At 74.3% G+C, this 26322-nt stretch carries 22 protein-coding genes and 1 riboswitch; of the genes, 9 read left to right on the forward strand and 13 right to left on the reverse strand.

Going from position 1 to position 26322, the window contains the following annotated elements; translation table 11 throughout:
- Positions 1-130: 130 nt before the first annotated feature.
- The 3 genes from J1M40_RS05700 (at position 131) to J1M40_RS05710 (ending at position 2310) form a co-directional block, all read left to right on the forward strand.
- Positions 131-340: a hypothetical protein gene (locus J1M40_RS05700; RefSeq protein WP_036317562.1), complete on the forward strand. Its 210-nt coding sequence runs from the start codon at positions 131-133 to the stop codon at positions 338-340.
- Positions 341-952: 612 nt separating this feature from the next.
- Entirely contained in the window at positions 953-1693 is a 741-nt protein-coding gene (locus J1M40_RS05705) for a 4a-hydroxytetrahydrobiopterin dehydratase (protein WP_141762455.1), read from the forward strand.
- A gap of 155 nt (positions 1694-1848) precedes the next feature.
- Positions 1849-2310, forward strand: coding sequence for a hypothetical protein (locus J1M40_RS05710; RefSeq protein ID WP_206450563.1), 462 nt, complete (start codon positions 1849-1851; stop codon positions 2308-2310).
- 205 nt (positions 2311-2515) lie between these two features.
- Here the strand turns inward: J1M40_RS05710 and J1M40_RS05715 are convergent, their stop codons facing one another.
- Genes J1M40_RS05715 through J1M40_RS05730 form a run of 4 tightly spaced genes read right to left on the reverse strand, consistent with a single transcriptional unit; the run spans position 2516 to position 7256 of the window.
- Positions 2516-3304 carry an enoyl-CoA hydratase/isomerase family protein gene (locus J1M40_RS05715; RefSeq protein WP_051995329.1) on the reverse strand — a complete coding sequence of 263 codons (789 nt, stop codon included), beginning with the start codon at positions 3302-3304 and terminating at the stop codon, positions 2516-2518.
- Entirely contained in the window at positions 3301-4503 is a 1203-nt protein-coding gene (locus J1M40_RS05720) for an acyl-CoA dehydrogenase family protein (RefSeq protein ID WP_070709057.1), read from the reverse strand. Before J1M40_RS05720 ends, J1M40_RS05715 begins: the two co-directional genes overlap by 4 nt.
- The gene (locus tag J1M40_RS05725; RefSeq protein ID WP_206450571.1) at positions 4500-6104 is read right to left on the reverse strand and encodes a fatty acyl-CoA synthetase; all 1605 of its coding nucleotides are present in this window, start codon (positions 6102-6104) and stop codon (positions 4500-4502) included. Before J1M40_RS05725 ends, J1M40_RS05720 begins: the two co-directional genes overlap by 4 nt.
- 3 nt (positions 6105-6107) lie before the next feature.
- A complete protein-coding gene (locus J1M40_RS05730; RefSeq protein WP_206450564.1) occupies positions 6108-7256 on the reverse strand; it encodes an acetyl-CoA C-acetyltransferase in 1149 nt (382 codons plus the stop codon).
- Positions 7257-7514: 258 nt separating this feature from the next.
- Here J1M40_RS05730 and J1M40_RS05735 point away from each other — a divergent pair, with 258 nt between their 5' ends.
- Positions 7515-7769 carry a DUF6480 family protein gene (locus tag J1M40_RS05735; protein WP_159228198.1) on the forward strand — a complete coding sequence of 85 codons (255 nt, stop codon included), beginning with the start codon at positions 7515-7517 and terminating at the stop codon, positions 7767-7769.
- 138 nt (positions 7770-7907) lie between these two features.
- Here the strand turns inward: J1M40_RS05735 and J1M40_RS05740 are convergent, their stop codons facing one another.
- The 7 genes from J1M40_RS05740 to J1M40_RS05770 form a co-directional block, all read right to left on the reverse strand.
- A complete protein-coding gene (locus J1M40_RS05740) occupies positions 7908-8303 on the reverse strand; it encodes a hypothetical protein (RefSeq protein ID WP_049146465.1) in 396 nt (131 codons plus the stop codon).
- A gap of 190 nt (positions 8304-8493) precedes the next feature.
- Positions 8494-9936 (reverse strand): sodium:alanine symporter family protein, encoded by a 1443-nt coding sequence (locus J1M40_RS05745; RefSeq protein WP_144918915.1) that lies wholly within the window; start codon positions 9934-9936, stop codon positions 8494-8496.
- Between the two features lie 60 nt (positions 9937-9996).
- Positions 9997-11352, reverse strand: a complete 1356-nt coding sequence (locus tag J1M40_RS05750) for an RNase H family protein (protein ID WP_206450565.1) — start codon at positions 11350-11352, stop codon at positions 9997-9999.
- A gap of 212 nt (positions 11353-11564) precedes the next feature.
- On the reverse strand, positions 11565-12080 hold the full coding sequence (locus J1M40_RS05755) for a TetR family transcriptional regulator (protein ID WP_206450566.1): 516 nt from the start codon (positions 12078-12080) through the stop codon (positions 11565-11567).
- Positions 12081-12090: 10 nt separating this feature from the next.
- Positions 12091-12735 carry an ABC transporter ATP-binding protein gene (locus tag J1M40_RS05760; RefSeq protein ID WP_342356886.1) on the reverse strand — a complete coding sequence of 215 codons (645 nt, stop codon included), beginning with the start codon at positions 12733-12735 and terminating at the stop codon, positions 12091-12093.
- A gap of 41 nt (positions 12736-12776) precedes the next feature.
- Entirely contained in the window at positions 12777-14507 is a 1731-nt protein-coding gene (locus tag J1M40_RS05765; RefSeq protein ID WP_102708530.1) for an iron ABC transporter permease, read from the reverse strand.
- The gene (locus J1M40_RS05770) at positions 14507-15571 is read right to left on the reverse strand and encodes a thiamine ABC transporter substrate binding subunit (protein ID WP_070709257.1); all 1065 of its coding nucleotides are present in this window, start codon (positions 15569-15571) and stop codon (positions 14507-14509) included. The genes J1M40_RS05765 and J1M40_RS05770 overlap by 1 nt, the downstream gene beginning before the upstream one ends.
- 66 nt (positions 15572-15637) lie before the next feature.
- A riboswitch (TPP riboswitch) is annotated at positions 15638-15743 on the reverse strand.
- A gap of 46 nt (positions 15744-15789) precedes the next feature.
- Here J1M40_RS05770 and J1M40_RS05775 point away from each other — a divergent pair.
- The gene (locus tag J1M40_RS05775; RefSeq protein WP_070709259.1) at positions 15790-17076 is read left to right on the forward strand and encodes an AI-2E family transporter; all 1287 of its coding nucleotides are present in this window, start codon (positions 15790-15792) and stop codon (positions 17074-17076) included.
- Here J1M40_RS05775 and J1M40_RS05780 read toward each other — a convergent pair.
- Positions 17042-18091 carry an agmatine deiminase family protein gene (locus J1M40_RS05780; protein WP_144818535.1) on the reverse strand — a complete coding sequence of 350 codons (1050 nt, stop codon included), beginning with the start codon at positions 18089-18091 and terminating at the stop codon, positions 17042-17044. The two genes, J1M40_RS05775 and J1M40_RS05780, sit on opposite strands and share 35 nt — an antisense overlap.
- Before the next feature lie 129 nt (positions 18092-18220).
- Between J1M40_RS05780 and J1M40_RS05785 the strand changes: the two genes are divergently transcribed.
- From J1M40_RS05785 to J1M40_RS05800, 4 genes are all read left to right on the forward strand, one after another.
- Positions 18221-21865, forward strand: coding sequence for a bifunctional proline dehydrogenase/L-glutamate gamma-semialdehyde dehydrogenase (locus tag J1M40_RS05785; RefSeq protein ID WP_144818534.1), 3645 nt, complete (start codon positions 18221-18223; stop codon positions 21863-21865).
- A gap of 19 nt (positions 21866-21884) precedes the next feature.
- Positions 21885-22466: a thioesterase family protein gene (locus tag J1M40_RS05790; protein ID WP_036316171.1), complete on the forward strand. Its 582-nt coding sequence runs from the start codon at positions 21885-21887 to the stop codon at positions 22464-22466.
- A gap of 13 nt (positions 22467-22479) precedes the next feature.
- Entirely contained in the window at positions 22480-24492 is a 2013-nt protein-coding gene (locus J1M40_RS05795; RefSeq protein WP_070709275.1) for an FMN-binding glutamate synthase family protein, read from the forward strand.
- Between the two features lie 116 nt (positions 24493-24608).
- Positions 24609-25829, forward strand: coding sequence for an MFS transporter (locus J1M40_RS05800; protein ID WP_041102662.1), 1221 nt, complete (start codon positions 24609-24611; stop codon positions 25827-25829).
- 210 nt (positions 25830-26039) lie between these two features.
- On the opposite strand, the gene J1M40_RS05805 is transcribed toward J1M40_RS05800, so the two are convergent.
- Positions 26040-26243 carry a cold-shock protein gene (locus J1M40_RS05805; RefSeq protein WP_010080175.1) on the reverse strand — a complete coding sequence of 68 codons (204 nt, stop codon included), beginning with the start codon at positions 26241-26243 and terminating at the stop codon, positions 26040-26042.
- Positions 26244-26322 lie beyond the last annotated feature (79 nt).

The following is a 26322-nucleotide window of genomic DNA, read 5'->3' on the forward strand; positions in this document are numbered from 1 at the left end:
ACGAGCAACGCGGGCAAACCAGATGGCCAGCACCGGGCAGTTCCCGTGGCCATCACTGGGCAGTCCTCATGGCCGTCAGCGGGTCATTCCCTGGCCACCTATGGGCAGCTTTTCATGGCCGCTTACAACCATGAAGATCGGTTTCCGCACACCCTCCCTCACGAAGTCCCTCAGGGCCCGCACCACGGGCCGCGCCACGCGCGCGATCAAGCGCCAGGTCATCCCCGGCTACGGCCGCAAGGGGATGGGCTGGCTGCGCGATCCGAAGCGCGCCGCCCGCAACGCGGTCTACAAGCGCACCACGTTCGGCCTCGGCGACGTCCTGCGGATGTTCCGATGAGCGCGCCCGGCAGCATCACCGCCGACGACGCTCGCGGCCTCGCCACACACCGCGCCCCCGGCGCCGTCGAGCTCGTCGAGCCGCCCCGCGAAGCTGTGGAGTGGATGGCCTCACCCGCCCCCGCGACCGACCTCTGGTGGACCGCCACCGTCCGCGGCGAGGAGGACCCGGGCTGGCACCGGCTGGAGAGCACGTCCCAGATCGCGGACCTGGTGCACGCCCTCACCGACCCGCGGGACAAGCTGATCCCCGAGGACGAGCCGCCCACCCGGTACGCGCAGATCATGCTGCTCGGCGACGGCCTGTTCATGGTCGAGATTGCCAAGCGGTTCGAGGGGCTCGGGGCCTACAACTGGCGGATCGGCCGGGGCCGGGGCGCGGACGAGGCCGCCAACGATCCCCAGGACCTCGTCCAGCCCCTGCAGGAGCTCACCGCCGCCGAGACCATCGAGGTCCTCGTCAGCTGGGCACAGGGCCACGGCTCCCGCTGCCCTACGGGGCGGCCCTGCGCACCTACGGCACCCCGCCGGATCCGGGGTTGGGCGTCTGACCGTGCCGAACGACGCCGGGCCGCCGTCTCCGCCGCCGGACGCCACCGGGCATCATGGCCCCATGACGTCCGCTCTCAACCGCCTCGAGCATCTCGCCGCCCTCCCACCTCACACCGCGATCGACCCAGCCGAGCTTGCTGTGGCCCTCACGGGGGTGCCAGAGCTCGGGGGTTGGCGCGTCACGCCGTCGTCGACACCCGCCGACACCACCCCACCCGAGCTCGCCGTCACCTACGCCACCGGCGACTTCGCCACCGCCCTCGCCCTGGCGAACCGGATCGGGGAGGCCGCCGAGGCCGCCGACCACCACCCGGACCTGACCGTCTCCTACGGCCGGCTCACCGTGGGCATGCACAGCCACGACGTCCGCGCCCTCACCTCCCGCGACGTCCGCCTGGCCCGCACCGTCGCCCGCCTCGCCAGCGAGGTCCTCGCCCCCCACGCCCTCGCCGCGTACGGCACCCTGGCGCCCGGCCGCTCGAACGCGCACGTCATGGACGGTGTGCGCGGCACCTGGATCCCCGGCACCCTCCGCGGCACGTTCCACGCCAGCGGCACCGATGCGGCCACCGGCTACCCGGGGATCGTCCTCGCCGGCACCGCGCCCGCGCACGCGACCACCGACGTCCCCGCCCAGGTGCTCGTGTCCGCCGACCTCCCGGACCACTGGGACCGCCTCGACGCCTTCGAGGGCGCCGGCTACCGGCGGGTGCCCGCCGTCGTCGCCCTGGAGGACGACGACGCCGTCCGCCCCGCCTTCGTCTACGAGCTGGTGCCCGATGCCGTCCCCCCGTCCGCCTGAGCCCCCCGCCATGACGCTCCCGCCAGCGGGCCCTCGTCCGGCGCTCGCCCCTGATCCTCGCGGCCGTCGTCCTCCTGGCTGGAGCCGCCGTCCTCGCCGCCCAGGGACACCGCGAGGCGGCCGGCCTCAGCCTGCAGATCGTCACGGTGGTCCCCGTGCCGATCGCCCTCGAACGCGCCCACCGGGTCCGCCTGCCCACCGCGCTGCATGCGATGTACGCGGCCCTGCTGCTCGTCGCACCGTGGGTGGGTGCCGCGCTCGGCGGCTACGACGCCTGGCCGTGGTGGGATGCCCTCGTGCACTTCTACTCCGGCGTGCCGATCGCGCTCGGGTGCGTCTTCCTGCTGGGCATCGCGGCCGCGCGCCGTGGGCTGGTCCTGCCGCCCGGGCTCGAGGCGCTCCTCGTGATGGCCCTGCACTCGCTCGTGGCCCTGGCGTGGGAGATCGCCGAGTTCACCGCCGACCAGGCGCTCGGCGCGCAGACGCAGAAGGGCAACACGGACACCATGACGGACATGATCGTCGGCACGCTCGGGGCCCTGATCGTGGCGTTCGCCCTGTACGCGCACCGCACCCGCGGCCGCTTCGCCTGGCTCTCGCGCTTCACCGGGGCCTGACGGGAGACGCCGACGCCGACGCCGCGTCCCCGGTCCCGGCTCGCTTAGTCCCGCTCGGCCGCCGCCGCGAGCCGGCCCAGGCCCTTCTCGAAGTCCCGGCCGACGCCCGCTCGGGGCCGGAGGAGGCCTGCGTCATGTCCGGGTCGGCGTCCCGCCACGGGGACCAGCCCTGCCCCGCGCGGAGGTCCTCGATCAGGGCGCCCTCTCACCGCCGCAGGAACGCATCCACCCGGCGCACCGCCTCCGGGTGGCCGCTGGCGGCGCTGATCGCCGCGGTCTCCCGGTCCAGGTGCTCGGCGTACCCGACGATCTCCGGGCCGCGCAGCAGCGCCTTCGTCGGCCCGTAGGCGTGCACCGCGCCGGCGGCGAGCTCGTCCTCGAGCGCGGCCAGCCGCGCCTCGAACTCGTCACCGCTCACGGCCTCGGAGGCCACACCCCACTCCACGGCCTCGGCCCCGGTCAGGCGGCGGCCCCGCAGAGTGAGCTCCGCAGCCCGCACCGGCCCCACGGCCCGCGGCAGCCACCAGGAGACCCCCGTGTCCGGCACCAGCCCGATCCCCGCGTAGGCCGCCAGCAGCAGGGCGTCGTCCCGCACGAGCACCACGTCCGCGTTGAGCACCAGCCCCAGCCCGGCCCCGGCCGCCGTGCCGTTCACGCCGGCCACCACCAGCAGCCGGGAGCGCACAAGGGCCAGGGCCACCTCGCTCGCCGCATCCGCGAGCTCGCGCAGCACCGCGGGGCGCTCCGCGGGGCTCGCCGCCCCCATCGCCGCCACGTCTCCGCCGCCGCAGAAGAACCGGCTGGCACCGGTGAGGGTCAGCACGTGCACGTCCGGGTCCGCCTCGGCCGCCCGCACCGCCGCGGTCAGCTCTCGCGCCATCGCCAGGCTCAGCGCGTTGCCCTGCGCGGGGCGGTCCAGGGTCAGGCGCACGACGCCGGGACGGGCCTCCACCCGCACCGTTGCCACGTCCGCGGCGCCGCCGTCGACGCTCACGCGAACGCGCTCATCCCGGTCAGGTCCCGGCCGAGGATCAACGCCTGCACGGACTCGGTGCCCTCGTAGGTGTGCAGCGCCTCGACGTCGGCGAAGTGCCGCATCACCCGGTGTTCCAGGAGGATGCCGTTGCCGCCGAGCATGTCCCGGGCGATCTGCGCCACCCGCCGCGCGCCCCGGGTGCAGGCGTACTTCAGCAGGGAGGCCTGCTCGTCACGCAGCTGCCCGGCCGCCTGCAGGCGGGCTACGGCCACGCAGCGGGTCTGCATCGCGGTCACCTCGTCCAGCATCTGCGCGAGCCGTTCCTGCACCATCTGGTGCGCTCCCAGCGGCTTGCCGAACTGCTCGCGCTGCCGGGCGTAGGCCAGCGCAGCCTCGAACATGGCGGTCGCGTGACCCAGCGCGGACCAGCCCACGTTCACGCGGGTGGCCACCAGCACGCGCGCGGCGTCCTTGAACGTCGCCACGCCCGGCAGCCGCGCGTCGTCGCCGACTCGTACGTCAGTCAGCGAGATCTCGGCCTGGTGGATCGCCCGCAGCGCGCCCTTGCCCGTGATCACCTCGGCCTCGTAGCCGGGCGTGGACTGCTCCACCACGAAGCCCTTGACCTGGCCGTCCTCGGTGTCGCGCGCCCACACGATCGTGATGCCCCCGGCAGCCCCGTTGCCTATCCACTTCTTGGCGCCGTTCAGCACCCAGCCGCCGGCGCCGTCGGGCCGCGCGGACGTCTCGAGGGACACCGAGTCCGAGCCGTGCAGCGGCTCCGTGAGCGCGAACCCGCCCGGCAGCGTGCCGCGCGCCACCGGCTCGAGGTACCGCTCCTTCTGCTCCGGGCTCGCGCAGTGCACCAGGGCGCGCAGCACGAGCCCGCCCTGCACCGCCGCCGCGGCCGCCATCGACCCGTCCGCCCGGGAGATCTCCATCGCCACCAGGCCCGCCGCCAACGGGGACATCACCGCGTGCCCCGGCACCTCCAGTCCATCGGTGAGCAGGTCCAGTTCGCCCGCCCGCGCCACCAGGTCCAACGGGTACTCCGCCCGGTCCCAGTGCCCGTCGATCCGCTCGAGCACCTCCCGGCCGTAGGCGCGGGCGCGGTCCCAGTGCGCGCGGTCCTGCTCCGTCGCCTCCCCGAACGCGTCCAGGTAGTCGACGTCCAGGGGCGTGACGACGTCGTAGGTCGGCTTCTGCGTGCGCGTCACCGGGCCTCCTGCGTCCGCTCGGCGCGCAGCGCGCGCTTGAGGAGCTTGCCCGACTGGTTCCGCGGCAACTCCGCCACGAAGTCCACGCGCTTGGGCACCTTGAAGTCCGCCAGGCGTTCCTTCACGTGGGTGCGCACGGTCTCCGCGGTCAGCTCGGCGCCCTCCTTGAGCACGACGACGGCGGTCACCGCCTCGATCCAGCGCTCGTCCGGCAGGCCGATGACGGCGACCTCGGCCACCTCGTCGAGCTCGTAGATCGCGTCCTCGACCTCGCGCGGCGCGACCAGCACGCCGCCCGTGTTGATGACGTCCTTGATGCGGTCCACCACCTGGATGTAGCCGGCCGCGTCCTGGGTGACCTGGTCACCGGAGCGGAACCAGCCGTCGTCGGTGAAGGCGTCCGCGGTGGCATCCGGGCGGTTCCAGTAGCCGGAGAGCAGCTGCGGCGAGCGGTACTGGATCTCACCGGGCTCTCCGGGCGCGGCGGGGGCGCCGTCGGCCGTCATCACCCGCGCCTCCACGTGGAACACGGGGCGGCCGCACGAGGCCGGCCGCGCGTCGTGCTCCTCGGGGCGCAGTACGGTGCACAGCGGGCCCAGCTCGGACTGGCCGAAGCAGTTGTAGAAGCCGATGCCCGGCTGGCTCTGGCGCAGGCGCTGCAGCACGGTCACCGGCATGATCGAGGCGCCGTACTGGGCCTTGCGCAGCGAGGAGAGGTCGCGCGTGGCCAGGTCCGGGTGGTTCGCCAGCGGCACCCAGACCGTAGGAGCCAGGAACAGGGAGCCGATGTGCTCGGTCTCCACGAGCTCGAGCATCCGGGGGATGTCCGGGGCGGGCAGCAGGCGCACCGTGGCGCCGAGGCTCAGGTAGGGGAGCAGGAACACGTGCATCGCGGCCGAGTGGTACAGCGGCATGGCCACGAGGGGGCGGTCCTCGGCCGTGAAGTCCAACGCGATGATCGAGGAGAGGTACTCCGCCACGAGCGCCCGGTGGGACATCATGGCGCCCTTGGGGGTGGAGGTGGTGCCGGAGGTGTAGAGCAGTTGGGCCAGGTCGGTGGCCGACACCTCCGCCTCCGGGGCGGCGGCGTCCAGCGTCTCGTCCCGGGCGGTCTGAAGCACGGAGGGCTCGGCGTGGCCCGCGGGGAGCATGGTCCACACGTGCCGCAGAGCCGACGCGCGGCCCTCGGCCCGGACCTGGTCGACGCGCTCGAGCATGCCGGCGTCGGCCACGAGCAGCTCCGCGCCGGAGTCCTCGAGGGCGTGCGCGAGCTCGCCGCCCTTGAGCGCGAAGTTCACGGGCACGTGCACGTAGCCGGCCGTGATGCAGGCCAGGAAGAGCAGTGCGTAGGCGTCCGAGTTGGTGGCGTAGGCGGCCACCCGGGTGCCGGCCGGCAGGCCGGTGTCCTGGAGACGGCGGGCCACGCGGTGCGCTCCGTCCCGGAGCTGGGCGTAGGTCCAGTCGCGGTCCTCGAAGCGCAGGGCGACGGCCTGCGGGGAGCGGGCGACCGCGCGTGCGAACACGCGGCCGATCGTGTCCTCCGGGGCGGGGGAGAGGTGGGCGGCGGGTGATCTGGCCGGGCATGGGAACCTCCGGGGGATGGGTCAGAGACGTTCGATCACGGTGACGTTGGCCTGGCCGCCGCCCTCGCACATGGTCTGCAGGCCGTAGCGGCCGCCGCTGCGCTCGAGCTCGTGCAGCAGGGAGGTCATCAGCCGGGCGCCGGTGGCGCCGATGGGGTGGCCCAGGGCGATCGCCCCGCCGTTGACGTTGACCTTCGCCGGGTCCGCGCCGGTCTCGGTCAGCCAGGCCAGCACGACGGCGGCGAACGCCTCGTTGATCTCCACGAGGTCCATGTCGTCGATGGTCAGGCCCATGCGGTCGAGCGCGTACGCCGTCGCCGGGATCGGGGCGGAGAGCATCATCACGGGGTCGGCGCCGCGGGCGGAGATGTGGTGGATGCGGGCTCGCGGGGTGAGACCGTGGCGGTGCACGGCCTCCTCGGAGGCGAGCAGGAGGGCGGCCGCGCCGTCGGACATCTGGGACGCGGTGGCCGCGGTGTGCAGCCCGCCGGGGACGATCGGGTCGAGCGAGGCGATCTTCGTGGCGTCCGGGGTGCGGGGGCCCTCGTCCGCGGTGAGGCCGGCGAGGGGTAGGATCTCGCGGTCGAAGCGACCGTCGGTCTGCGCGGCGAGCGCACGCTCGTGGGAGCGCACCGCGAACTCCTCCAGGGCGTCACGGTCCAGGTTCCAGTGCCGGGCCATCATCTCGGCCCCGCGGAACTGGGAGATCTCCTCGCTCCCGTAGCGGGCGGCCCAGGACTCGGAGCCGGTGAACGGGTCGGGGAAGCCGAGATCGCGGGCGGCCGTGTTGGACCGGGAGAGCGGGATCGCGCTCATGGACTGGACGCCACCGGCGACGACGAGGTCCGCCGTCCCGCTCATGACGGCCTGCGCGGCGTAGTGGACCGCCTGCTGGCCGGAGCCGCACTGGCGTTCGACCGTGGTGCCGGGGACGTCCTCGGAGAGCCCGGCCGCGAGCCAGGCGTTGCGCGCCACGTCCATGGCCTGCGGGCCGAGCTGGTCGATGCAGCCGAGGATGACCTCGTCGTATTCGGCTGAGTCGATGTCCTGGCGGCCGACGAGCTCGCGCAACGGCGCGGCCGCCAGGTCGAGGGGATGCACACCGGCGAGCCCCTTCCCTCGGCGACCCACGGGGGTGCGGACGGCGTCGATGATGTAGGCCTCGGGCATGGGGGCTCCTCCGGACGGCGGGGACGTGACGCCGATCATGCTATTGCTTGGACGTCCAACGATCAAGAGTGTGACGGGATCCGTCGCGGCGGCGTGGAGGAGCGCCGTTTCGTCAACGAAAGCGGCTCGGGGCGCGCCGTTTCGGCTACGAAAGCGCTGGGGCGGGCGTCGCCATACCCTGGTCAGGACCCCCTGCCCCGGGCCTAGCGTAAGGACCAGCGGCATGCACCCGTGCCGCCGAGACGAGAGGAACCGGCCATGACCACCCCGCACACCCCCGACCCCCAGGACGCCCGGCGCGCACGCGAGGCGACGGACGAGACCTCCGGCGTCGCGTTCGACGGCGACACGCCCCCCGCCGAGGGTGCAGGCGTCGGCCCGCACAACCCGGGCATGGACGTGGAGCAGACCGGCGAGCGCTCGGCCGGCAAGATCGTGCTCGGGCTGATCATCGCCCTCGTGGTCATCGGCGTCCTGGTGTTCATCCTGGGCCGCGTCGCCGGCCTCGGCTGAGCCGCGGCGCAGACGCCTCGAGCACGCCACCGGCCCATCGCGACCACGGGGCGGGCACCGATCCGTCGGTGCCCGCCCCGTGGTCGTGTCCGCTCCGCGGTGATGCCGTTCAGCGGCGACTCCGCGCCCGCGCAGCGGTCAGAAGCCGCCGCCCACGGTCCGGCGGCCACCCGCCGTGCGTCGGCCGGCGGCACCGGACCGGCCGCGGGAGGCGAGGGCCCCGCCGAGCAGCCCGCCCAGCAGGCCGGTGCCGAGGCCGCCCGTGGACCGGGCCGAGGGTCCGAAGCCGCCGCGGTACGCACCGGAGCTGCGCCCGCGCGTCGTGCTTCCGGCGCCGCGGCGCGAGAGCTCACGCAGCGCCAGACCGCCGAGCGTGCCCAGGAGGGCACCGCCCAGGCCGCTGGACCGGCGTCCCTGAGAGCGGGCCTGCCGGCCGAAGCCGGGGGACCGGCCGATGTGCGCACCGATGGTGGGTCGGCTGGAGCGGCGGCCACCGCCGCCGAGAGTGCGGGTGAGGCTGGAGAGGATGCCCATGGTGTCCTCCTCGGACGTCGTGCCGGCCACTCGTGCGTGGCCGGTCGGGTGCGCCTCAACCTAGGCGCCGACCCCCGCACGGTGTCCAGACCGCGCCTCCTCATGCATCGAGGCGGGATATCCACCCCACGGCCGCCCGCGGCAGCCGGATGGGGTCGATATCCCGCCTCGAAACGCGCGGGCGGGGGCGTCAGTCCTGGAGCGGGGAGGTCTTCGGCTCGTCCCGCCAGAGGGCCACGTTCCGCGCCTCGGGCAGGTCGGAGAGGTGGAAGCCCGGATCCATGCCCGCCTTGAGCTTGCGCTCGTAGTCCCGGAGCAGCTTCACGGCCAGCCCGCCCAGCGGGATGATCGCCACGAGGTTGATGGTCGCCATGAGGGCCGCGAACGTGTCCGCGAGGTTCCACACCAGCGCCACGGAGCCGAGCGCGCCGCCGACCACGCACACCAGCACGAGCACGCGGAACACGCTGATGGCCCGACCCGCGTGGCGGCCGGCCAGGTACCGGATGTTGGCCTCACCGTAGTAGGTGTTGCCCAGCACGGAGGACCAGGCCAGGAAGAAGATGATGACGGTCAGCGCCGGGCCGGCCCACGCGCCCACGGCCTGCTGGAGCGCACCCTGGGTCACCTGCATGCCGAGCGCCTCCCCGCGTCCGTAGGCCGGGTTGGAGAGCAGGATGACGAACGCGGTGGCCGAGCACACGATCAGGGTGTCGAAGTAGACGCCCAGGGACTGCACGAAGCCCTGCTTGGCCGGGTGGGAGACGGCCGCGGTGGCGGCGGCGTTCGGGGCGGAGCCCATGCCGGCCTCGTTGGAGAACATGCCGCGGCGCACGCCCTGCATCACCATCGTCATGCCGACGGCGGCGCCCGCGACCTCGCGCAGGCCGAACGCGTGGCCCACGATCAGCGCGATCATGCCCGGGACCTCGGTGATGTTGACGACCATCACGATCAGGGCCAGGAAGATGTAGAACGTGGCCATCACGGGGACCAGCACGTTGGTCACGGCCGAGAGCCGGCGCACGCCGCCGAAGATCACGAGGCCGGTGAGGGCGGCCAGGCCCAGGCCCACGATCCACGCGGTGGTGGAGGACGCGCCCCAGTTGGCCTGCACGGACTCGGAGATCGAGTTGGACTGCACGGCGTTGAACACGAAGCCGTAGGTCACGGTGATGGCGACGGCGAACACGGCCGCCAGCCACTTCGCGCCCAGACCGTCGCGGATGTAGTACGCGGGCCCGCCGAAGTAGCCGTCCGCGCCCTTCTGCTTGTACAGCTGGGCCAGCGTGGACTCGACGAACGCGGTGGCGCCGCCGATGATCGCCAGCAGCCACATCCAGAACACGGCGCCCGGGCCGCCGATCACGATCGCGATCGCCACGCCGGCCACGTTGCCGGTGCCCACGCGCGAGGCCGCCGAGATGGTGAAGGCGCGGAACGGACTCACGCCGTCGTTCTCGAACCCGGTCTGGGACTTGGCCGTCACCGACCGCAGCATCTCCGGGAGCATGCGCACCTGCACGCCCACGGTCCGGATGGTGAACCACACCCCGGCCACGAAGAGCAGCGCCATCACGACGTACCAGTACTTGTCGTTGAAGGCCGTGACGGCCGCTGTGATCTGTTCCACTGTCGCTTCCACAGCCCCACCCTAGAGGCTGGGGCGGAGGACGCGGAATCGGGGCCGGGGTCAACCGGCGGCGGCGTCGTCCTCGACGCGGAGCTGGATCAGCTGCCCCATCCGCTCGGGCAGGTCCCCCTCGGGGGTGCCGACGCTGGCGTGGCGGGCGGCGGCCCGGGCGAGGTCGTCGGCCAGTTCGTTGCCGTGCACCCCCACGTGGCCCTTGACCCACGTGGTGTCCACCTGGACGTCCGCGGCCTGCGCCAGGTCGACGGCGGCCAGCAGGCGCCGCAGGGTGCGGCGGATGCGCTCGCCCCGGGCGCCGCCGAGGGTGAGCCGCTCGCGGCGGGCGGCGTTGAGCAGGGCCAGCGCGGCGCGCGAGTCCGAGTGGATGGTGACCCGGCCGCCGGGGGTGCCCGCCCACGCGCAGATCACGTGCCCCAGCACGAGCGCCTCGAGTTCCACCTCGAGCGGCATCGTGGCCCCGGCCACGGCCTGCACGGCCCACATGCTCGGCCCGGCGACGGCGGCCGCCCCGCCGATGCGGGAGCCGCGCAGCACGGAGCCGTCCACGTACACGTCCGTCACGTCCGCCTCGTCCGCGAACGTGAGGCTGTGGGTCACCCCGGGCAGGTTGCGGCGCAGGAAGCGGTCCGTGCGGCGGCGGGAGAGGAAGACGCCGGAGGAGCGGCGCAGCGCGTCCTCCTCCTCCTGGGCGGCCTCGATGGCCTCGAGCGGGATCCGGGCCGCGCCCGTCTGGGCGACCGTCTCCGGGTCCACGTCCGGCAGCAGGTAGCTGGAGCGCTGCGTGCCCACGGGGGACTCGTCGAGCCGGTAGGAGACCACGCGCGTGTCCACGGGGGCGAGGACCTCGAGCAGAGAGAGCAGCTCGGCGTCCCGGTCCGAGCGCAGCCGCACGATCACCGGGCGCTCTGGCGGCAGGTCGACGGTGACGGTGGACCAGAAGGCGCTCAGATGCGCCGTGCCGACCATCCCGGTGTAGACGTGGCCGCGGACGTCGTCGCCGAGCTCGCGCAGCTCGAGCTCGCGGGCCACGTAGACGATGCCCCCCGTCGTCGGATGCAGGTCCAGGCGGAGGGCGGGGCCGTGGTCCACGCCGGGCAGCATGGCCAGCGGGCTGGCCACCACGCGGACGCCGTCCCGGCGGATCCGGGTGCGCGGCGGGGAGGGACGGGGCACGACGGGGCCGGTGCGCGTGAGGTCGACGCCGTTCCGGTCCCGCGGGGTGCCCCGAGGCCGGCGGGCACGGACCACGCGCAGCGGGCGGTGCTGCTCCTCCGCCTTGGCGCCCGGGCCACGGAAGTCCCAGCCCACGTCGACGAGCGCCGCGGGGTGTGCGGGCTCGACGTCGTGATGCAGCGTCCGGTCCACGACCGTCCGCGGGTGGTTGATCCGTGCTCCCATGGCTTCGCCGGCTGTGTCGAAGGGGACCGCGCCGGAACTGTGAGCCGGGTCCGGCGGGCCATGCTGGTCCTGCGGCGGTCGGGCGGGATCGCCGTGGACGAAGGGGACGACCCGTCCCGACCTGTTCTGCTCTGGGCGACCTTACCGAGCGCACCTGTGAGGAGGCAGGTCTCCTCTCCTCGGCCTCCCGCGCGGCGGCGCCGGACGGGGGCTCAGAGCGGGTCCGTGCGGTGCCGCTGCACGTCCGGGCCGGTCGGCACGCCGAGCGCCTGCGCCTGCGCGCGCTGCTGCCGCAGGGACACGGTGCCCAGCAGCAGCGCCAGGGCCCGCTCCCCGTCCTCCGGGGTGTCCGCCGCCTCGGTGAGCAGACGGTGCAGGCCGAGACCGCCCAGCCCGAGCGCGAGGGCGGAGAGCACCACGTCCGCCCCGTCCCGGTGCCGCAGCAGGGCGGCCTCCGCGGCCTCGGCGCAGCCCGCCAGGTCCGTGACGCGGCGGGCGCGCACGGTCTCCTCCGCCTCGGCGACGATCCGGTCCGCCACCCGCGCCAGCAGCGACTGCTTGTCCGGCACGTGCCAGTACAGCGCGGAGGCCTGCACGCCCAGCACCCCGGCCACGCGCCGCATGGACAGGTCGCCCATGCCGAAGTCCTGCAGGATCCCGACGGCCGCGTCCACCACGTCCTGGGCGGTCAGCCGGGGGCGGGGTGCGGGCGGTGCGGGCGGGGTCATGCCTGAGAGGCTACCGCCGGCCGTCCTCCTCCGCCGCGATGCGTCCCCCCGCGCCGAGGCGCACGGTGCGGTCGGCCATCACGGCGGCCTCCGCGAGGTCGTGGGTGACGACGACGCCGGTCGTCCCCGCCGCCCGCAGCACCGCCCGGATGTCCTCGGCCAGGCGCCGGCGCAGGTCCGCGTCGAGCGCGGACAGCGGCTCGTCCAGCAGGAGCACCCGCGGGGCCGGGGCCAGCGACCGGGCCAGCGCCACGCGCTGGGCCTGCCCGCCGGAGAGCCGCTGCACAGGCCGGTCCGTGAGCTCGGTCAGGCCCACCAGGTCCAGCAGCTCGGCCACGCGCGCCCGCCGCCGGGCCCGGTCCCAGCCGGCGGACTCGAGGCCGTACGCCACGTTCCGGCCCACGGTCCGGTGCGGGAACAGCTGCCCGTCCTGGAACACCATCCCCACGCCCCGGCGGTGCGTCGGCACCGCGGCCACGTCCCGCCCGTCGAGCTCCACCGTGCCCGCCACGACGTCCTCGAGCCCGGCGATCCCGCGCAGGATCGTGGACTTGCCCGAGCCGGAGGCGCCCACGAGCGCCACGATCTCCCCGGCGGCCACGTCCAGGTCCGTCCCCCGCACGGGGGTGGAGCCGTCCGGGTAGCGGATCGCCACGTCCCGGAGCCGGAGGGAGGCCCCCGTCGTCGTCGGCGTCATCACAGACCTCCCGCCCCGGCCGGGCCCCGGGGGCGCAGCCGCTCGCACACCAGCATGATCCCGGCGCTCAGCACGGCCAGCACCGTGGCCGCCGCGAGCGCCATCCCGTAGTTGTCCGCGCCCGGCCGGCCCAGCAGCCGGGCGATCAGCACCGGCAGGGTGGGCGCGGACGGGCTCGCCAGGAAGCTCGTGGCCCCGAACTCGCCCAGGGACACCGCGAAGGCGAAGCCCGCGGCCACGCCCACGCCGCGGGCGAGGAACGGGCCGTCCACGGTGGCCAGCACCCGCCACGGGCCCGCCCCGAGGGTGCGCGCGGCCTCCCGCAGCCGGGGGTCCACCGCCGCGAGCACGGGCACGAGCGCCCGCACCGCGAGCGGCAGCGCCACCACCGCCTGGGCCAGCGGCACGAGCACGCCCGAGGCCGCCAGCTCCGGGAACGCGGCCCGCAGGGACACGACGAAGCCGAAGCCCACGGTCACCGCGGACACGCCGAGCGGCAGGAGCAGGGCGCCGTCGAGGGCCCGCTGGGCCGCCAGCGCGGCGCGTGAGCGGAAGGGCCGGGTCAGCAGCAGGGCCAGCGGCACGGCCACCACGAGCGTCACGAGCGTGGCGTCCACGGCCACCCGCAGGGACTGTTCGAGCGCCTGGGCCGGCGTCGACCCGCCCACGAACCCGCTGCCCGCGCTCGTGGACAGCAGCCGATAGTTGCCCAGCCCCCAGCCGTGGCGGGTGTGGAAGGAGCGCAGCACGAGCGTGAGGATCGGGGCCACCACGAGCGCCACCACCGCGAGCATCACGGCCACCGGGGCCGCGTCCGCGCGCGTGAGCCGGGCCGGCGGCGTCTCCCGCAGGCGCAGCGCCCGCTGGGTGCGCGCCGCCGTCACGCCGGAGACCACGACGGCGGCCAGCACCACCGCGAACTGCAGCACGGAGAACACCGCCGCGGTCCGCAGGTCCAGGTAGACGGAGGTCTGCACCCAGATCTCCGACTCGAGCGTGCCGTAGCCGGGCCGGCCGAGCGTCTGGACGATGCCGAACGCGGACGCGCAGAACAGGAACACCAGGGCCGCGCTCGCGGCGATCGCCGGGGCGAGCTGGGGCAGCGTCACGGTGCGGAACGCCCGCCACGGCGAGGCGCCCAGGGTGCGGGCGGCCTCGGTCTGGCGCGGGTCCAGCGCGTTCCACAGCGCGCCCACCTGGCGCACCACCACGGACACGTTGAAGAAGACCATGGCCAGCACGACGGCGGTGGTCGTCTGGTCCAGCCCGGTGAAGCCCAGCGGTCCGCCGGGGGCGAGCAGGGCGCGGAACGCGACGCCGACCACCACCGTGGGCAGCACGAACGGCACGAGCACGAGGGCGCGGAGCACGGCCTGCCCCGGGACGCGACGCCGGTGCAGCACGAACGCGGTCGGCAGGCCGAGCGCCACCGAGACCACCGTGCCGGCGGCGGCCATCCCGAGCGTCTGGCCGAGGATGCGCCACGTGCGCTCGCGGGCGAGGGTCTCCCCGAAGGCGGTGAGGTCCACGGCGCCGGTGAACGCGTCGGCGTCGCCTCCGATCCCGCGCCAGAGCATGGCCGCCACGGGCCACGCGAAGAAGACGAGCAGGAAGGCGACCGGCAGGACGGCGGCCACCAGCCACCACGGGCCGAGCCCGTCCCCCCGGCCGCGGGCCCGCCGGCGCGGCAGGTCCGTGCCGGGGGCCGCGACCTCGGTGAGCGCGGACATCAGCGCCGGGAGGCCTCGGCCAGGGCGGTCCACTCCTTCAGCAGGTCCTCGCGGCGCTCGTCGATGCGGGCGGGGTCCGGGGTGATGGCGTCCTCGACGAGCGGCGCGTTCTGCGCCCACTCCTCGGGCAGCTGCACCGACTCGTCGATCGGGTACATGTACATCGACTCGGGCAGGGCGGACTGGACCTCCTCGGTGAGCATGAAGTCCACGAACGCCTGCGCGCCCTCGGGGTTCTTCGCGCCCTCGAGCACGCCGGCGTACTCGACCTGCGGGGTGCAGGAGTCCTCGATCACCTCGGTCTCGGGGGCGAACGCGGGGGAGGAGGAGTAGGAGAGCACCACCGGGAACTGGCCCTTGCCCTCGCCGCCGGAGAAGTCCGAGTTGTAGGCGTCGGACCAGCTGTCGGCGACCTTGCCGCCGTTCTCCATCAGGCCCCGCCACCAGTCCTGCCAGCCGTCGTCGCCGAACTTCTCCGTGGTGGCCGCGAGCAGCGCCAGGCCGGGGGAGGAGGCCACGGGGGAGGTGGCGACCGTCAGCTTCGCGTACTCGGGGTCGTCGAGCTGGTCGATCGAGGTGGGGGCCTCGACGTCGTGGGCCTCGAACCATGCCGGATCCGTGTTGAAGCACACCTGGCCCTGGTCCACCGGGGTCATGCGGTCCTCCACCATCCGGTCCTGTGCGGAGGCGGGCAGGTCCTGCGGGGTGTATTCGGCGACGACGCCCTCGCGGACGAGGCGGTGCGCCGAGTGGTCCTCCACGCCGTAGACGCCGTCCACGGTGGGCTCATCCTTGGCCAGCAGGAGCTGGTTCACCACGCTGCCGGCGTCGCCGGGGGCCGTCGTCTTCAGGGTGTAGCCGGACTCCTGCTCGAACTTCTGGACGAGCTCCTGGGGCAGGTTGAACGAGTCGTGCGTCATGATCGTCACCGTCGTCGGCTCGCCGCCGGCGCCGGCGGCGGACGACGACGCCCCGTCGCCGGACGAGCCGGACACCGAACAGCCGGTGAGGGCGAGGGCGGCCACTGAGAGGGCGGCGAGGGCGCGGTGCGGGGTGCGGGACATGGCGGTTCTCCTCTGGGACGGCAGAGGGGCCGGGACGAGGCCGCCACCGGAATCCCGGGACGACGTCGACCGGGAGACTCGACTTCCTTCGCCGGTGCGGACCGGAGCAGGTTCGAGGGTCTGCGGCGGACCGCACTCTCAGCGCCGCGCGGGCGCTCCCCTGTCGATGTGGACTGGTCCCGACCCTACCCCGTCCGGCCCGCGCATAGACTGCCCGCGTGAGCGCCGCACAGCCCGCGGGGGTGACCCCGCCGCCCGCCTCGTCCAGCCCCGCCTCCGACTGGGACATCCGCCGCCCCCACCGCATGTGGCCGCGCATGCTGGTGATCGTCCTGACGCTCGCGGGCCTGGTGCTGGTGGTGCAGTTCTTCCAGGGGATCGCCTCCATCGCGGCGCCCGTCTTCCTGGGGCTGAACCTCGTGATCGTGGCCTACCCCCTGCAGGCCTGGCTCATCCGCCGGGGCCTGCACCCCGTGCTCGGGGCCGCCACCACCGTCCTGCTGGTCGTCGCGGTGATGGCCGTGTTCGGGGGCATGATGGTGTGGTCCGGCCTCGAGCTGGTGGCGGAGCTGCCCAAGTACGCGGACCGCTTCCAGCAGATCGTCCTGGACGTCTCGCACTGGCTCAACGAGCGCGGCGTGACCCCGGACATGGTGTCCCAGCAGCTGGCCTCGATCGACATGAGCGCCGTCACCGGGACGGCCGTCAGCGCCATCACGAAGATCGCCACGAACGTCTACGCGGTCTTCGGCCTGCTCGTCACCGTGATCATGGGCATGTTCTTCCTCGCGATGGACTCGATGGACGTCGAACGCCGCGTCCGCCTGCTCAGCACCGCCCGCCACGAGTTCGGCCACGCCCTGGTCGAGTTCGCCCAGGGCGTGCGCCGCTACTGGGTGGTCACCACGGTGTTCGGCCTGATCGTGGCGGTGCTGGACGTGATCGCCCTCATGCTGATCGGCGTCCCGCTCGCGCTCGTGTGGGGCGTGCTCAGCTTCCTCACCAACTACATCCCGAACATCGGCTTCATCATCGGCCTGCTGCCGCCGGCCGTCCTGGGCCTGGCGGCGGGCGGCTGGTCCGACTTCCTGTGGGTGGTGGTCAGCTACTCGGTGCTGAACTTCGTGCTGCAGTCCGTGATCCAGCCCAAGGTGGCCGGCGACGCGATCGGCGTGATCCCCACCGTCAGCTTCCTCTCCCTGCTCTTCTGGGCCTGGGTCCTCGGCCCGCTCGGCGCCATCCTCGCGCTGCCCTGCACGCTGCTGGCCAAGGCCGTGCTGATCGACGCCGACCCGAACGCCCGCTGGATCAACGCGCTCATCGCCTCGGACCTGAAGGGGATGGAGCGCCGTCAGTCCTCGCTCCTGGAACGGCTGCGCCCGGCGGCCTGGCGCTCGGACGCGCACGGGGGAGACGAGGACCGCGCCCCGACGGACGGCGGGGACGACGACGGCCCCGCGACCGACGAGGTCACGGGCGGGGCTGGAGCAGCACCAGGTCGTTGAGCGCGCCGGCCAGCCGCAGCAGCGGCGGGGCGGGGAACGACAGCTGGGGCAGCCCCGGGTGCAGTGCCGCGCACGCGGCGGCCGCGGCCTCCTCGCCCGCGGCGTCCTCGAACGCCGGCCGCAGCACCGCAGCGCCCAGCGGCAGCGTGTCCAGGAGGGAGCGGGGGCCCCGCTCGGCCGGGTCGTACGCGGCGGGCTGCGCCGCCCCGGTCACCGTGCGCACGCGCAGGGGCCGGCCGGCGGCGTCGTCGGCGCCCTGCAGGAAGCGCAGCGCCGCCGCCGCGTAGGGGTGCTCGGGGTGGAACCGGTCGCCGCGCCAGTGCACGGCGGCCTCGCCGTCGCCCCCCAGCCGCACCCACGAGGCCAGGTGGCCGGGCCCGCCCCACGGCCCGGTGTCCGGCCGCGGTGCCGGCGGCACCCACAGCACCCGGGTGATCCCCAGCAGGGCGGCGAACTCGGCGGCCACCTGGCCGGGGGTCCACGCGCCGTTGATCCGCCCGTCCAGCACGGGGTCCGCGGCCACCACGGCCGTCCCCTCGCCGTCGCTCACCCAGGCCCCGCGCGGGGCGCACAGCAGGGGGGTGAGCAGCGGCAGTCCCGCCGCCTCCGCCACGGCCGTCGCGGCCGCGCCGTCGAGCGGCCCGGTCCCGGTCAGGCCCGCGGCGCTGCGCCAGGCGACGGCGGCCAGGCCCTCGGGGCGGCGGACGAAGCTCGGCCCGGTGCGGCCCAGCAGCGGTGAGCCCACCGGCGCGCGCAGCAGGTCCACCTCCGGGGGCACCAGCCGCGCCGCCCCGGCGTCGCGCGGGTGGGCGAGCACGGTGACCGGCAGCACGGCGGCGAGCGTCTCGGCCAGGCCCACGACGGCGTCCCGCGTCTCCTCCAGCAGCGTCGGCACCGGGTGGCGGTGGGGCAGGACGAGCCAGGCCCGCTCGGGCGGATCCTCGGGTCCGGGCACGGGCACGACGACGTCCCGGCGCTCCCGCGCGTCGGTGGGGGCGGGGTCGACGGCGGCCATGGCGGACGGGCTCCTGGGAAGACGGCGGCGACGCGCGGGCGCGTCGAGGGGATGTCCATCGAGCATAGGCGTCGAACAGGAAGCCGCGGCGGTTTGACCTGTGACCCGGAACACGTGCAGAGTGCGGCCATGACCGCGATGTTCTCCGCCCAGGACCACGACGATCTCGACCGGGTCCTCGGCGCGACCGGCGGGATCCCCGACCCCGCCGACCTGCACGCCCTCGCCGACGACGCCGTCGCGCAGGTGCGGCGTTGGCTCGCCGAGTCCCGCGACCATGAGGCCGACTTCGCGGCCCGCCAGCTGGCGGGCGCCTTGAAGGAGCCGGGCGGCCTCGACTTCATCGTGCGCTTCGTGGACCACGTGGTCCGCCCCGAGGACCCCGCGATCGCCGCTCGGGCGCTGCGGGAGCTCGCCGGCCGCGCCCCCGGCTTCCTGCCCCCGGCACTGCGCGCCGTCCTCGGCGTCGGCGGCCGCGCGGCCCCGCTCGTGCCGCGCATCGCCGTCCCCACGGCCCGCCGCGTGCTGCGGCACATGGTCTCCCACCTGATCGTCGACGCGCGGGACCGGCAGCTCGGCAAGGCCATCGCGGCCCTGCGCGACGAGCACACCCGGCTGAACATCAACCTGCTGGGCGAGGCGATCCTCGGTCAGGGCGAGGCGGACCGCCGGCTCGAGGGCATCGCCGCGCTGATCCGCCGCGACGACGTCGACTACGTGTCCGTGAAGGTCTCCGCCGCCACCGCCCCGCACGCGCCCTACGCGTTCGACGAGGCCGTCGCGGACATCACCGAGCGGCTCACCCCGCTGTTCGAGCTCGCCCGGGACCGGGACACCTTCATCAACCTGGACATGGAGGAGTACCGCGACCTCGACCTCACGCTCAACGTGTTCACCGCCCTGCTCGAGCAGCCGGGCCTGCGCGACTACGAGGCCGGCATCGTGCTGCAGGCCTACCTGCCGGACGCGCTCGCGGCCATGGTGCGCCTGCAGGAGTGGGCCGCGCGCCGCGTCGCCGCCGGCGGCGCCCCGGTCAAGGTGCGCGTGGTCAAGGGCGCCAACCTGCCCATGGAGCGGATGCAGGCCTCCCTCACGGGCTGGCCGCTGGCCACGGTGGGCTCGAAGCAGGAGGCGGACACCAACTACAAGCGCGTGCTCAACTACGCGCTCACCCCGGAGCATCTGGCCCACGTGCGCATCGGCGTGGCCGGGCACAACCTCTTCGACGTCGCCCTCGCCCACCGGCTGATCGAGCACCGCGGCCTCGACCCGGCCGCGGTGGAGTTCGAGATGCTGCTCGGCATGGCCACCGGCCAGGCCGCCGCCGTCCGGGCCGACGTCGGCGCCCTGCTGCTCTACACGCCCGTGGTGCGGCCCGAGGAGTTCGACGTGGCGATCTCCTACCTCGTGCGCCGCCTCGAGGAGGGCGCCTCCCCGGAGAACTTCATGTCCGCCGTGTTCGACCTGGACGCGGACGCGGACCTGTTCGCCCGCGAGGAGGAGCGCTTCCGCGCCTCGCTGCGCCACCTGGACGCGGCCGTGCCCCGTCCGAACCGCCTCCAGGACCGGTCCCGCGGGGAGGACGGGCCGACCCCCGCCCCCGTGGACGGCTTCGCCAACACCCCGGACACGGATCCCGCGCTGCCCGGCAACCGGGGGTGGGCCCGCCGGATCCTCGCGGCCGTCCCGGGCTCGGACCTCGGGACGGACACCGTCCGCGCCCACCGCGCCACCACGGCCGACGACGCCCGCGCCGCCATCGCCGCCACCACCGACCCCGGCGCCCGCTGGGGCTCGCTCACCGGCCTCGAGCGCGCCGACGCGCTGGACGCCGTCGGACGGGCCCTGCACGCCGGCCGGGCCCGCCTGCTGGAGGTGGCCGCCGCCGAGACCGGCAAGACCCTGGACCAGGGCGACCCCGAGGTCTCCGAGGCCGTGGACTTCGCGCACTACTACGCGCGCCTGGCCCGCGGCCTGGACGCGGTGGAGGGCGCTCGCGCCGTGCCCGTCCGCCTGACCGTGGTGATCCCGCCGTGGAACTTCCCCGTGGCCATCCCGGTCGGGGGCGTCCTCGCCGCGCTCGGGGCCGGCTCGCCCGTGGTGTTCAAGCCGGCCCCGCAGTCCGAGCGGACGGGCGCGGTCGCGTGGGAGCTGATCGTGGCCGGGCTGCGGGACTCGGGGCTGTTCGACGACCGCGGCCCGCTCGCCGGGCACGACCCCGCGGACCTCGTGCGCCTGGTGACGCTGGCGGACGAGGACGAGGCGGAGGTCGGCGCGGCGCTCGTGACCGACCCGGCCGTCGAGCGGCTCATCCTCACCGGCAGCTGGGACACCGCACGGCTGTTCAAGGGGATGCGCCCCGACCTGCACCTGCTCGCCGAGACCTCCGGCAAGAACGCCGTGATCGTGACCCCGTCCGCGGATCTGGACCTGGCCACGAAGGACGTGGTCCAGTCCGCTTTCGGTCACGCCGGCCAGAAGTGCTCGGCGTCCTCCCTCGTGGTGCTCGTCGGCTCCGTGGCCACCTCCGAGCGCTTCCACCGGCAGCTGCTGGACGCCGCCTCGTCCCTGCACGTGGCGCACCCCGCGGACCCGCGCGCCGAGATGGGCCCCGTGATCGAGGCCCCCGGCGAGAAGCTGCGCCGCGGGCTCACCGAGCTCGGCCCGGGGGAGCGGTGGGCCCTGCGCCCGCGGCCGCTGGACGAGACGGGTCGCCTGTGGAGCCCGGGCATCCGCTCCGGCGTCCGCCCCGGCGCCGACGCCCACCTCACCGAGTACTTCGGCCCCGTGCTGGCCGTGATGACGGCCGAGACGCTCGAGGAGGCGATCGGGATCGTGAACGCCGTGGACTACGGCCTCACCTCCGGGCTGCACTCGCTGGACCGGGAGGAGATCGACGTGTGGCTGCGCGGCGTGCGCGCCGGCAACCTCTACGTGAACCGCGGCATCACCGGGGCCATCGTGCGCCGCCAGCCCTTCGGCGGCTGGAAGCGTTCCGTCGTCGGCCCCACCACGAAGGCCGGCGGGCCGCACTACCTGCATGGCCTCGTGGACTGGGAGGACGCGCCCACGTGGGCCGGGGGAGAGGGACGGCCCGGGGCCGAGGCCGACGGTGCGGGCGCATCCTGGCTCGAGACCGCCCGCGCCCTCGACACCCACGCGTGGACCACCGTGTTCGGGGTGGCCACGGACGTCTCCGCGCTCGAGGCCGAGCGGAACGTGCTGCGTCACGTCCCCACCCCGGTCCTCGTGCGCCGGCACTCGGGGCCCGCCGACCACCTGCTGCGCATCGTCTCCGCCGGCCTGCGCGCCGGGGCGCCCATGACCGTGAGCCTGCGCCCGACCCCCACCGCGGAGGGGCCCGACGCGGACGGGCTCTCGGCCGAGGCCGTGCGCGGCCGGGTGGAGGAGCTGGTCCGGTCCGTCCGCACGGAGGGTGCCGGCACGTCCGCGCCGGTGGACGTCGTCGTCGAGGACGACGCCGCGTTCCACGACCGCGCCCGGCGGCTGGCCCTCATCCCGCCCGCAGCGGAGGGCGGCGGCGACGCACGGATCCGGCTCGTCGCCGACTGGACCGGCGACCGGGAGGCGGCCGAGGCGGCGCGGCGCGCGCTGCACGCGGCGCTCGGCGACACCCCCGACGTGGCGGTCTACGCTGGCCCCGTGGTGAGCGCCGGCGAGGTGGAGCTGCTGCCGTTCCTGCACGAACAGGCCGTGTCCGTGACCGCCCACCGGTTCGGCACGCCGGACCATCTGACCGAGGGGGTCCTGTGACCCCGAGGAGGAACCTCCGATGCATCTGATCCCCCGCACGATCTGGGTCGTCGCCCGCGCCCGCCGCCGCCCGCGCGCCGGACTCTGGGAGCCGACGACGCTGCCGATGCGCGCCCTGCCCACGGACGTGGACATGGCCCTGCACGTCAACAACGGCCAGTACTTCGGGCTGTTCGACCTCGGCCGCTTCGACGCGATGGTCCGCACCGGCCTGTGGGACGAGATCCGCCGTCGCGGCTGGACGCCCGTGGTGCAGGCCGAGCAGATTGCGTTCCGCCGCTCGGTGACCCTGGGGCAGCGGTTCGACGTGGAGACGCGGATGATCGGCCTGGATGAGCGCGCGGTGTGGTTCGAGCAGCGCGTGGTGGTCGACGGCGACGTCGCGGTGCGCGCGTACATCTGCACGCGCCTGCGCAAGAAGGACGGCCGCCCCGTGGAGAACGACGAGGTCCGGGCGATCGCGGCGGCGGCCGGCCACGACCTCGCGGGGGAGCCGACGCTGCCGGAGTGGCTGCACGAGTGGCGGCGCAGCGTGGCCCTGCCGTCGGCCCGGACGCCCCTGCCCCACACGTGGGACCTCGACACAGTGCGGCGAGGATGAACGTTCGAGTGATATGGGGCACGATGGTCGGGTGAACAACAGACTCCTGATCGTCGCGACCCTCTCGCTGGCCGCGCTCGTCGTCGTGCTGGTGGCCGCCATCGGCGGCGGCGCGTGGTGGGTGCTGGCGGTGCTCCTGGTGGCGCTGCTCGTGCTCGCCGTGTGGGACATGACCCAGAAGCGGCACGCGATCCTCCGCAACTACCCCGTGCTCGGCCACATGCGGTATCTGCTGGAGTCGATCCGCCCCGAGATCCAGCAGTACTTCATCGAGCGCAACTTCGACGGCAAGCCGTTCGACCGGGACACCCGCTCGATCGTCTACGCCCGTGCGAAGGGCCTGGACAGCCACAAGGCGTTCGGCACCGAGCGGGACACCTCGGAGATCGGCTACGAGTTCCTGTTGCACTCCACCGCCCCGGTCAACCCGCCGGAGGAGCCCCCCACGGTGCGGATCGGCGGCCCGGACTGCCGCCGGCCCGTGGACATCTCGCTGATGAACATCTCGTCCATGTCCTTCGGCTCCCTCTCCGCCAACGCCGTGATCGCCATGAACAAGGGCGCCGGCCTGGGCGGGTTCATCCACGAGACCGGCGAGGGCGGCCTCACCAAGTACCACCGCGGCAACGGCGCGGACCTGTTCTGGGAGATCGGCTCCGGCTACTTCGGCTGCCGCAACGAGGACGGCACCTTCAGCCCGGAGAAGTTCGCCGAGAAGGCGCTGCTGCCCGAGGTCAAGGGCATCACCATCAAGATCTCCCAGGGCGCGAAGCCCGGCCTGGGCGGCATGCTGCCCAAGGAGAAGATCTCCCCCGAGATCGCCGAGGCCCGTGAGATCCCGATGGACAAGGACTGCCTGTCCCCGGCGTCCCACTCCGCGTTCCGCACCCCGCGCGAGATGGTCAGGTTCATCGAGCAGCTCCGTGAGCTCTCGGACGGCAAGCCGATCGGCATCAAGTTCTGCGTGGGCTCCCGCGTGGACGTGCTGGCCATGACCAAGGCCATCTGGGAGGAGCGGATCGCCCCCGACTTCATCATCGTGGACGGCTCCGAGGGCGGCACCGGCGCCGCCCCGCTCGAGTACTCGGACCGCGTGGGCACCCCGCTGACCGAGGGCCTCATGCTCGTGCACAACGCGCTCGTGGGCACCGGCCTGCGCCACATGATCAAGCTCGGCGCGGCCGGCAAGGTCGCCACCGGTTCGGACATCGTCAAGCGTCTGATCCAGGGCGCGGACTTCACCATGTCCGCCCGCGCGATGATGATGGCCACCGGGTGCATCCAGGCGCAGAAGTGCCACACGAACGAGTGCCCCGTGGGGGTGGCCACGCAGGACCCGCGTCTGATGCGCGCCCTCGACGTGGAGGACAAGGGCAACCGCGTCTTCAACTACCACCGCCTGACCGTGCGCGAGGCCGTGCAGATCATGGCGTCCATGGGCCTGACGCATCCGTCCCAGCTGAACACCCGCATGCTGCGCCGCCGCGTGGACCACCTGAGCACCCGCTCGTACGCGTCCATCTACCACTGGCTGCGCACGGACGAGCTGCTCAACGACCCGCCCGCCGGCTGGGCCATGGACTGGGAGGAGGCGGACGCGGACCACTTCGGCGAGCACGCCCGCGTGGACTACCTCACCGAGCGCGACCCCCAGTGGCGCTCCGAGCTGCTGATCCCGGGCCGCAAGGCGGCCGGCGCCCCCGTGCAGGGCTCCCCCATCTCCGGGACGGGCTCCACGCTCGTCGACGCCCGGCAGACCGAGTCCGTGCCGCTGACGACGTCGCCGATGCCGCGCGTCAGCTCGTTGGGTGAGGGTGAGTCGCTGTCCCCGCACGGCGGCCGTCGTCGGGCCCCGCAGGATCCGGCACCCGCCGCCACCGCCGGCGAGACGCCCACCGACGAGAACGAGGGCCTGCCGGCGGAGGCCGGCGAGCGGCCCGAGCGCCAGGACGGCGAGGAGGTCACCCAGCGGGGGACCACCGGCCGCGTCGAGGGCGAGCACCGCGGCGAGGGCCGCGTCGGCTGACCCACCCCCGCAGTCACCCCCGCTTTCGAGGCGGGAAATCCACCTCACACGACGCCCCCGGGCGCCCATGAGATAGATTTCCCGCCTCGTCGCGTGAGGGGTCGTAGCCTGGGGCCGTGACCCTGCCCGCCCCCGCCGCTCGCCGCCCCTCCGCGGCCCTGCTGTGGGTGCTGCTGGCGGCGATGGGCGCCGGGCCCCTGTTCAACTACGGCGTCTCCGCCTCCTCCACGGTCGTGATGGAGCGGCTCGACGTCACCTCGGGCCAGCTCGGCACCGTGATGACGGTCGTGTTCGCGGCGGCCGCCGTCACCTCGCTCGGCCTCGGCCGGGCCGCCGACCGCCTGTCCGCCCGCGCACAGCTGAGCATCATCTTCGGCGGCACCGCCGCGGCGCTCGTGCTCGGCGCCGTCGCCCCGTCCCTGCCCGTGCTGTACGCGGCGGCCGCCGTGGCGGGCGTCACGCAGGCCATCTCCAACCCCACCACGAACCGGATCATCCGGACCGTGGTGCCGCCGGAGAGGCGCATCGGGTGGGTCGGGGTGAAGCAGTCCGGCGTGCAGGCGGCCCAGCTGGTCGGCGGCCTGTTCTTCCCGGCCGCGTCCCTCGCCCTCGGCTGGACGGGCGCCGCGCTGGGGGCCGCGGTGCTCATCGGGGCGCTCTGGGTGCTCGCCCTGGTCGCCGCCCCGCCGCTGCCCGGGGCGCCGCCGCCGGCCACCGGCCCCGTCGGCGGGCGACGACGGCGGGACACCTCGCCCCTGCCGGCCACGGTCTGGTTCTTCGCGGCGATCGCGTTCCTCACCGGCCTGGGCATGCAGGCCACGAACACCTACCTGCCGCTTTTCGCGGTCGAGACGCTGGGAATGACGCTCGTGGCCGGCGGCGCCGCGGCGGCCGTGTCCGGGGTGGTGGGGGTGCTCTCCCGGATCGGGTGGAGCCGGCGGATGAGCTCCGGAGACCGGCCCACCACCCTGCTGGCCGTGATCTGCCTGGGTGCGGTGGCCGGCGTCGCGGTGTTCCTCGCCGCGGACCTGCTGGACCTGCCGGCCCTGCTGTGGGTGGGCGCCGCGGTGCACGGCCTGACGGTGCTGGGCGCCAACGTGGTGATCAACGCGGGCCTGTTGAGCGAGGTGCCGGCCGAGCGGCTGGGCCGTGCGACCGGGGCGAACTCGATGGGCATGTACGCCGGCTTCGCCCTGGGCCCGCTGCTGATGGGCCTGCTGCGCGACGTCACGGGCGACTACCGGGCCGGCTTCGCGGTCGTCGCGGCCGGGTATCTGCTGGCCCTGGGCGTGGTGCTGCTGTTGCGTCGCCACGTGGGTCGGCGGGGCGCGGCCTGACGCGCAGGGCCAGGACGAGGCCCACCCCGGAGGACCGCGCCTCAGCGACATCACCGCAGTGCAGCCCTGCGGTGATGTCGCAGCGCCGCGGTCGAACGGGCGTACGGCGGAGTGCGGCGCAGTGCGCGGCGGGGCGTGGACGCCTGACACACGACGACGCCCCCGGTCCGTGTGGACCGGGGGCGTCGGAAGCCGTGCGTCAGGCGAAGATCAGAGCTTCGTCACGTTGGCGGCCTGGAGGCCCTTGGGGCCGTCCTGGGTCTCGAACTCGACGCGGTCGTTCTCCTGGAGCTCCTTGAAGCCGTTGCCCTGGATGGCGGAGAAGTGCACGAACACGTCCGCGGAGTTGTCCTCGGGGGCGATGAAGCCGTAGCCCTTCTCAGCGTTGAACCACTTGACAGTACCGACAGCCATGATGGTGTCCTTTCGATGTGCCCCCGCGGTGCGGTGGCGGTGTTGGACCGCGGCCCGGATGTGGGACGCGGGTGAAGCG

The sequence above is a fragment of the Micrococcus sp. KRD026 genome (assembly GCF_017168445.1).
Lineage (GTDB): Bacteria > Actinomycetota > Actinomycetes > Actinomycetales > Micrococcaceae > Micrococcus > Micrococcus luteus.

Coding starts and splice junctions, on each gene's coding strand:
- J1M40_RS05700 (WP_036317562.1), top strand. CDS start 131: ATGAAGATCGGTTTCCGCACACCCTCCCTCACGAAGTCCCTCAGGGCC.
- J1M40_RS05705 (WP_141762455.1), top strand. CDS start 953: ATGACGTCCGCTCTCAACCGCCTCGAGCATCTCGCCGCCCTCCCACCT.
- J1M40_RS05730 (WP_206450564.1), bottom strand. CDS start 7,256: ATGCCCGAGGCCTACATCATCGACGCCGTCCGCACCCCCGTGGGTCGC.
- J1M40_RS05735 (WP_159228198.1), top strand. CDS start 7,515: ATGACCACCCCGCACACCCCCGACCCCCAGGACGCCCGGCGCGCACGC.
- J1M40_RS05740 (WP_049146465.1), bottom strand. CDS start 8,303: ATGGGCATCCTCTCCAGCCTCACCCGCACTCTCGGCGGCGGTGGCCGC.
- J1M40_RS05750 (WP_206450565.1), bottom strand. CDS start 11,352: ATGGGAGCACGGATCAACCACCCGCGGACGGTCGTGGACCGGACGCTG.
- J1M40_RS05755 (WP_206450566.1), bottom strand. CDS start 12,080: ATGACCCCGCCCGCACCGCCCGCACCCCGCCCCCGGCTGACCGCCCAG.
- J1M40_RS05765 (WP_102708530.1), bottom strand. CDS start 14,507: ATGTCCGCGCTCACCGAGGTCGCGGCCCCCGGCACGGACCTGCCGCGC.
- J1M40_RS05770 (WP_070709257.1), bottom strand. CDS start 15,571: ATGTCCCGCACCCCGCACCGCGCCCTCGCCGCCCTCTCAGTGGCCGCC.
- J1M40_RS05780 (WP_144818535.1), bottom strand. CDS start 18,091: ATGGCCGCCGTCGACCCCGCCCCCACCGACGCGCGGGAGCGCCGGGAC.
- J1M40_RS05785 (WP_144818534.1), top strand. CDS start 18,221: ATGACCGCGATGTTCTCCGCCCAGGACCACGACGATCTCGACCGGGTC.
- J1M40_RS05790 (WP_036316171.1), top strand. CDS start 21,885: ATGCATCTGATCCCCCGCACGATCTGGGTCGTCGCCCGCGCCCGCCGC.
- J1M40_RS05795 (WP_070709275.1), top strand. CDS start 22,480: ATGGGGCACGATGGTCGGGTGAACAACAGACTCCTGATCGTCGCGACC.
- J1M40_RS05805 (WP_010080175.1), bottom strand. CDS start 26,243: ATGGCTGTCGGTACTGTCAAGTGGTTCAACGCTGAGAAGGGCTACGGC.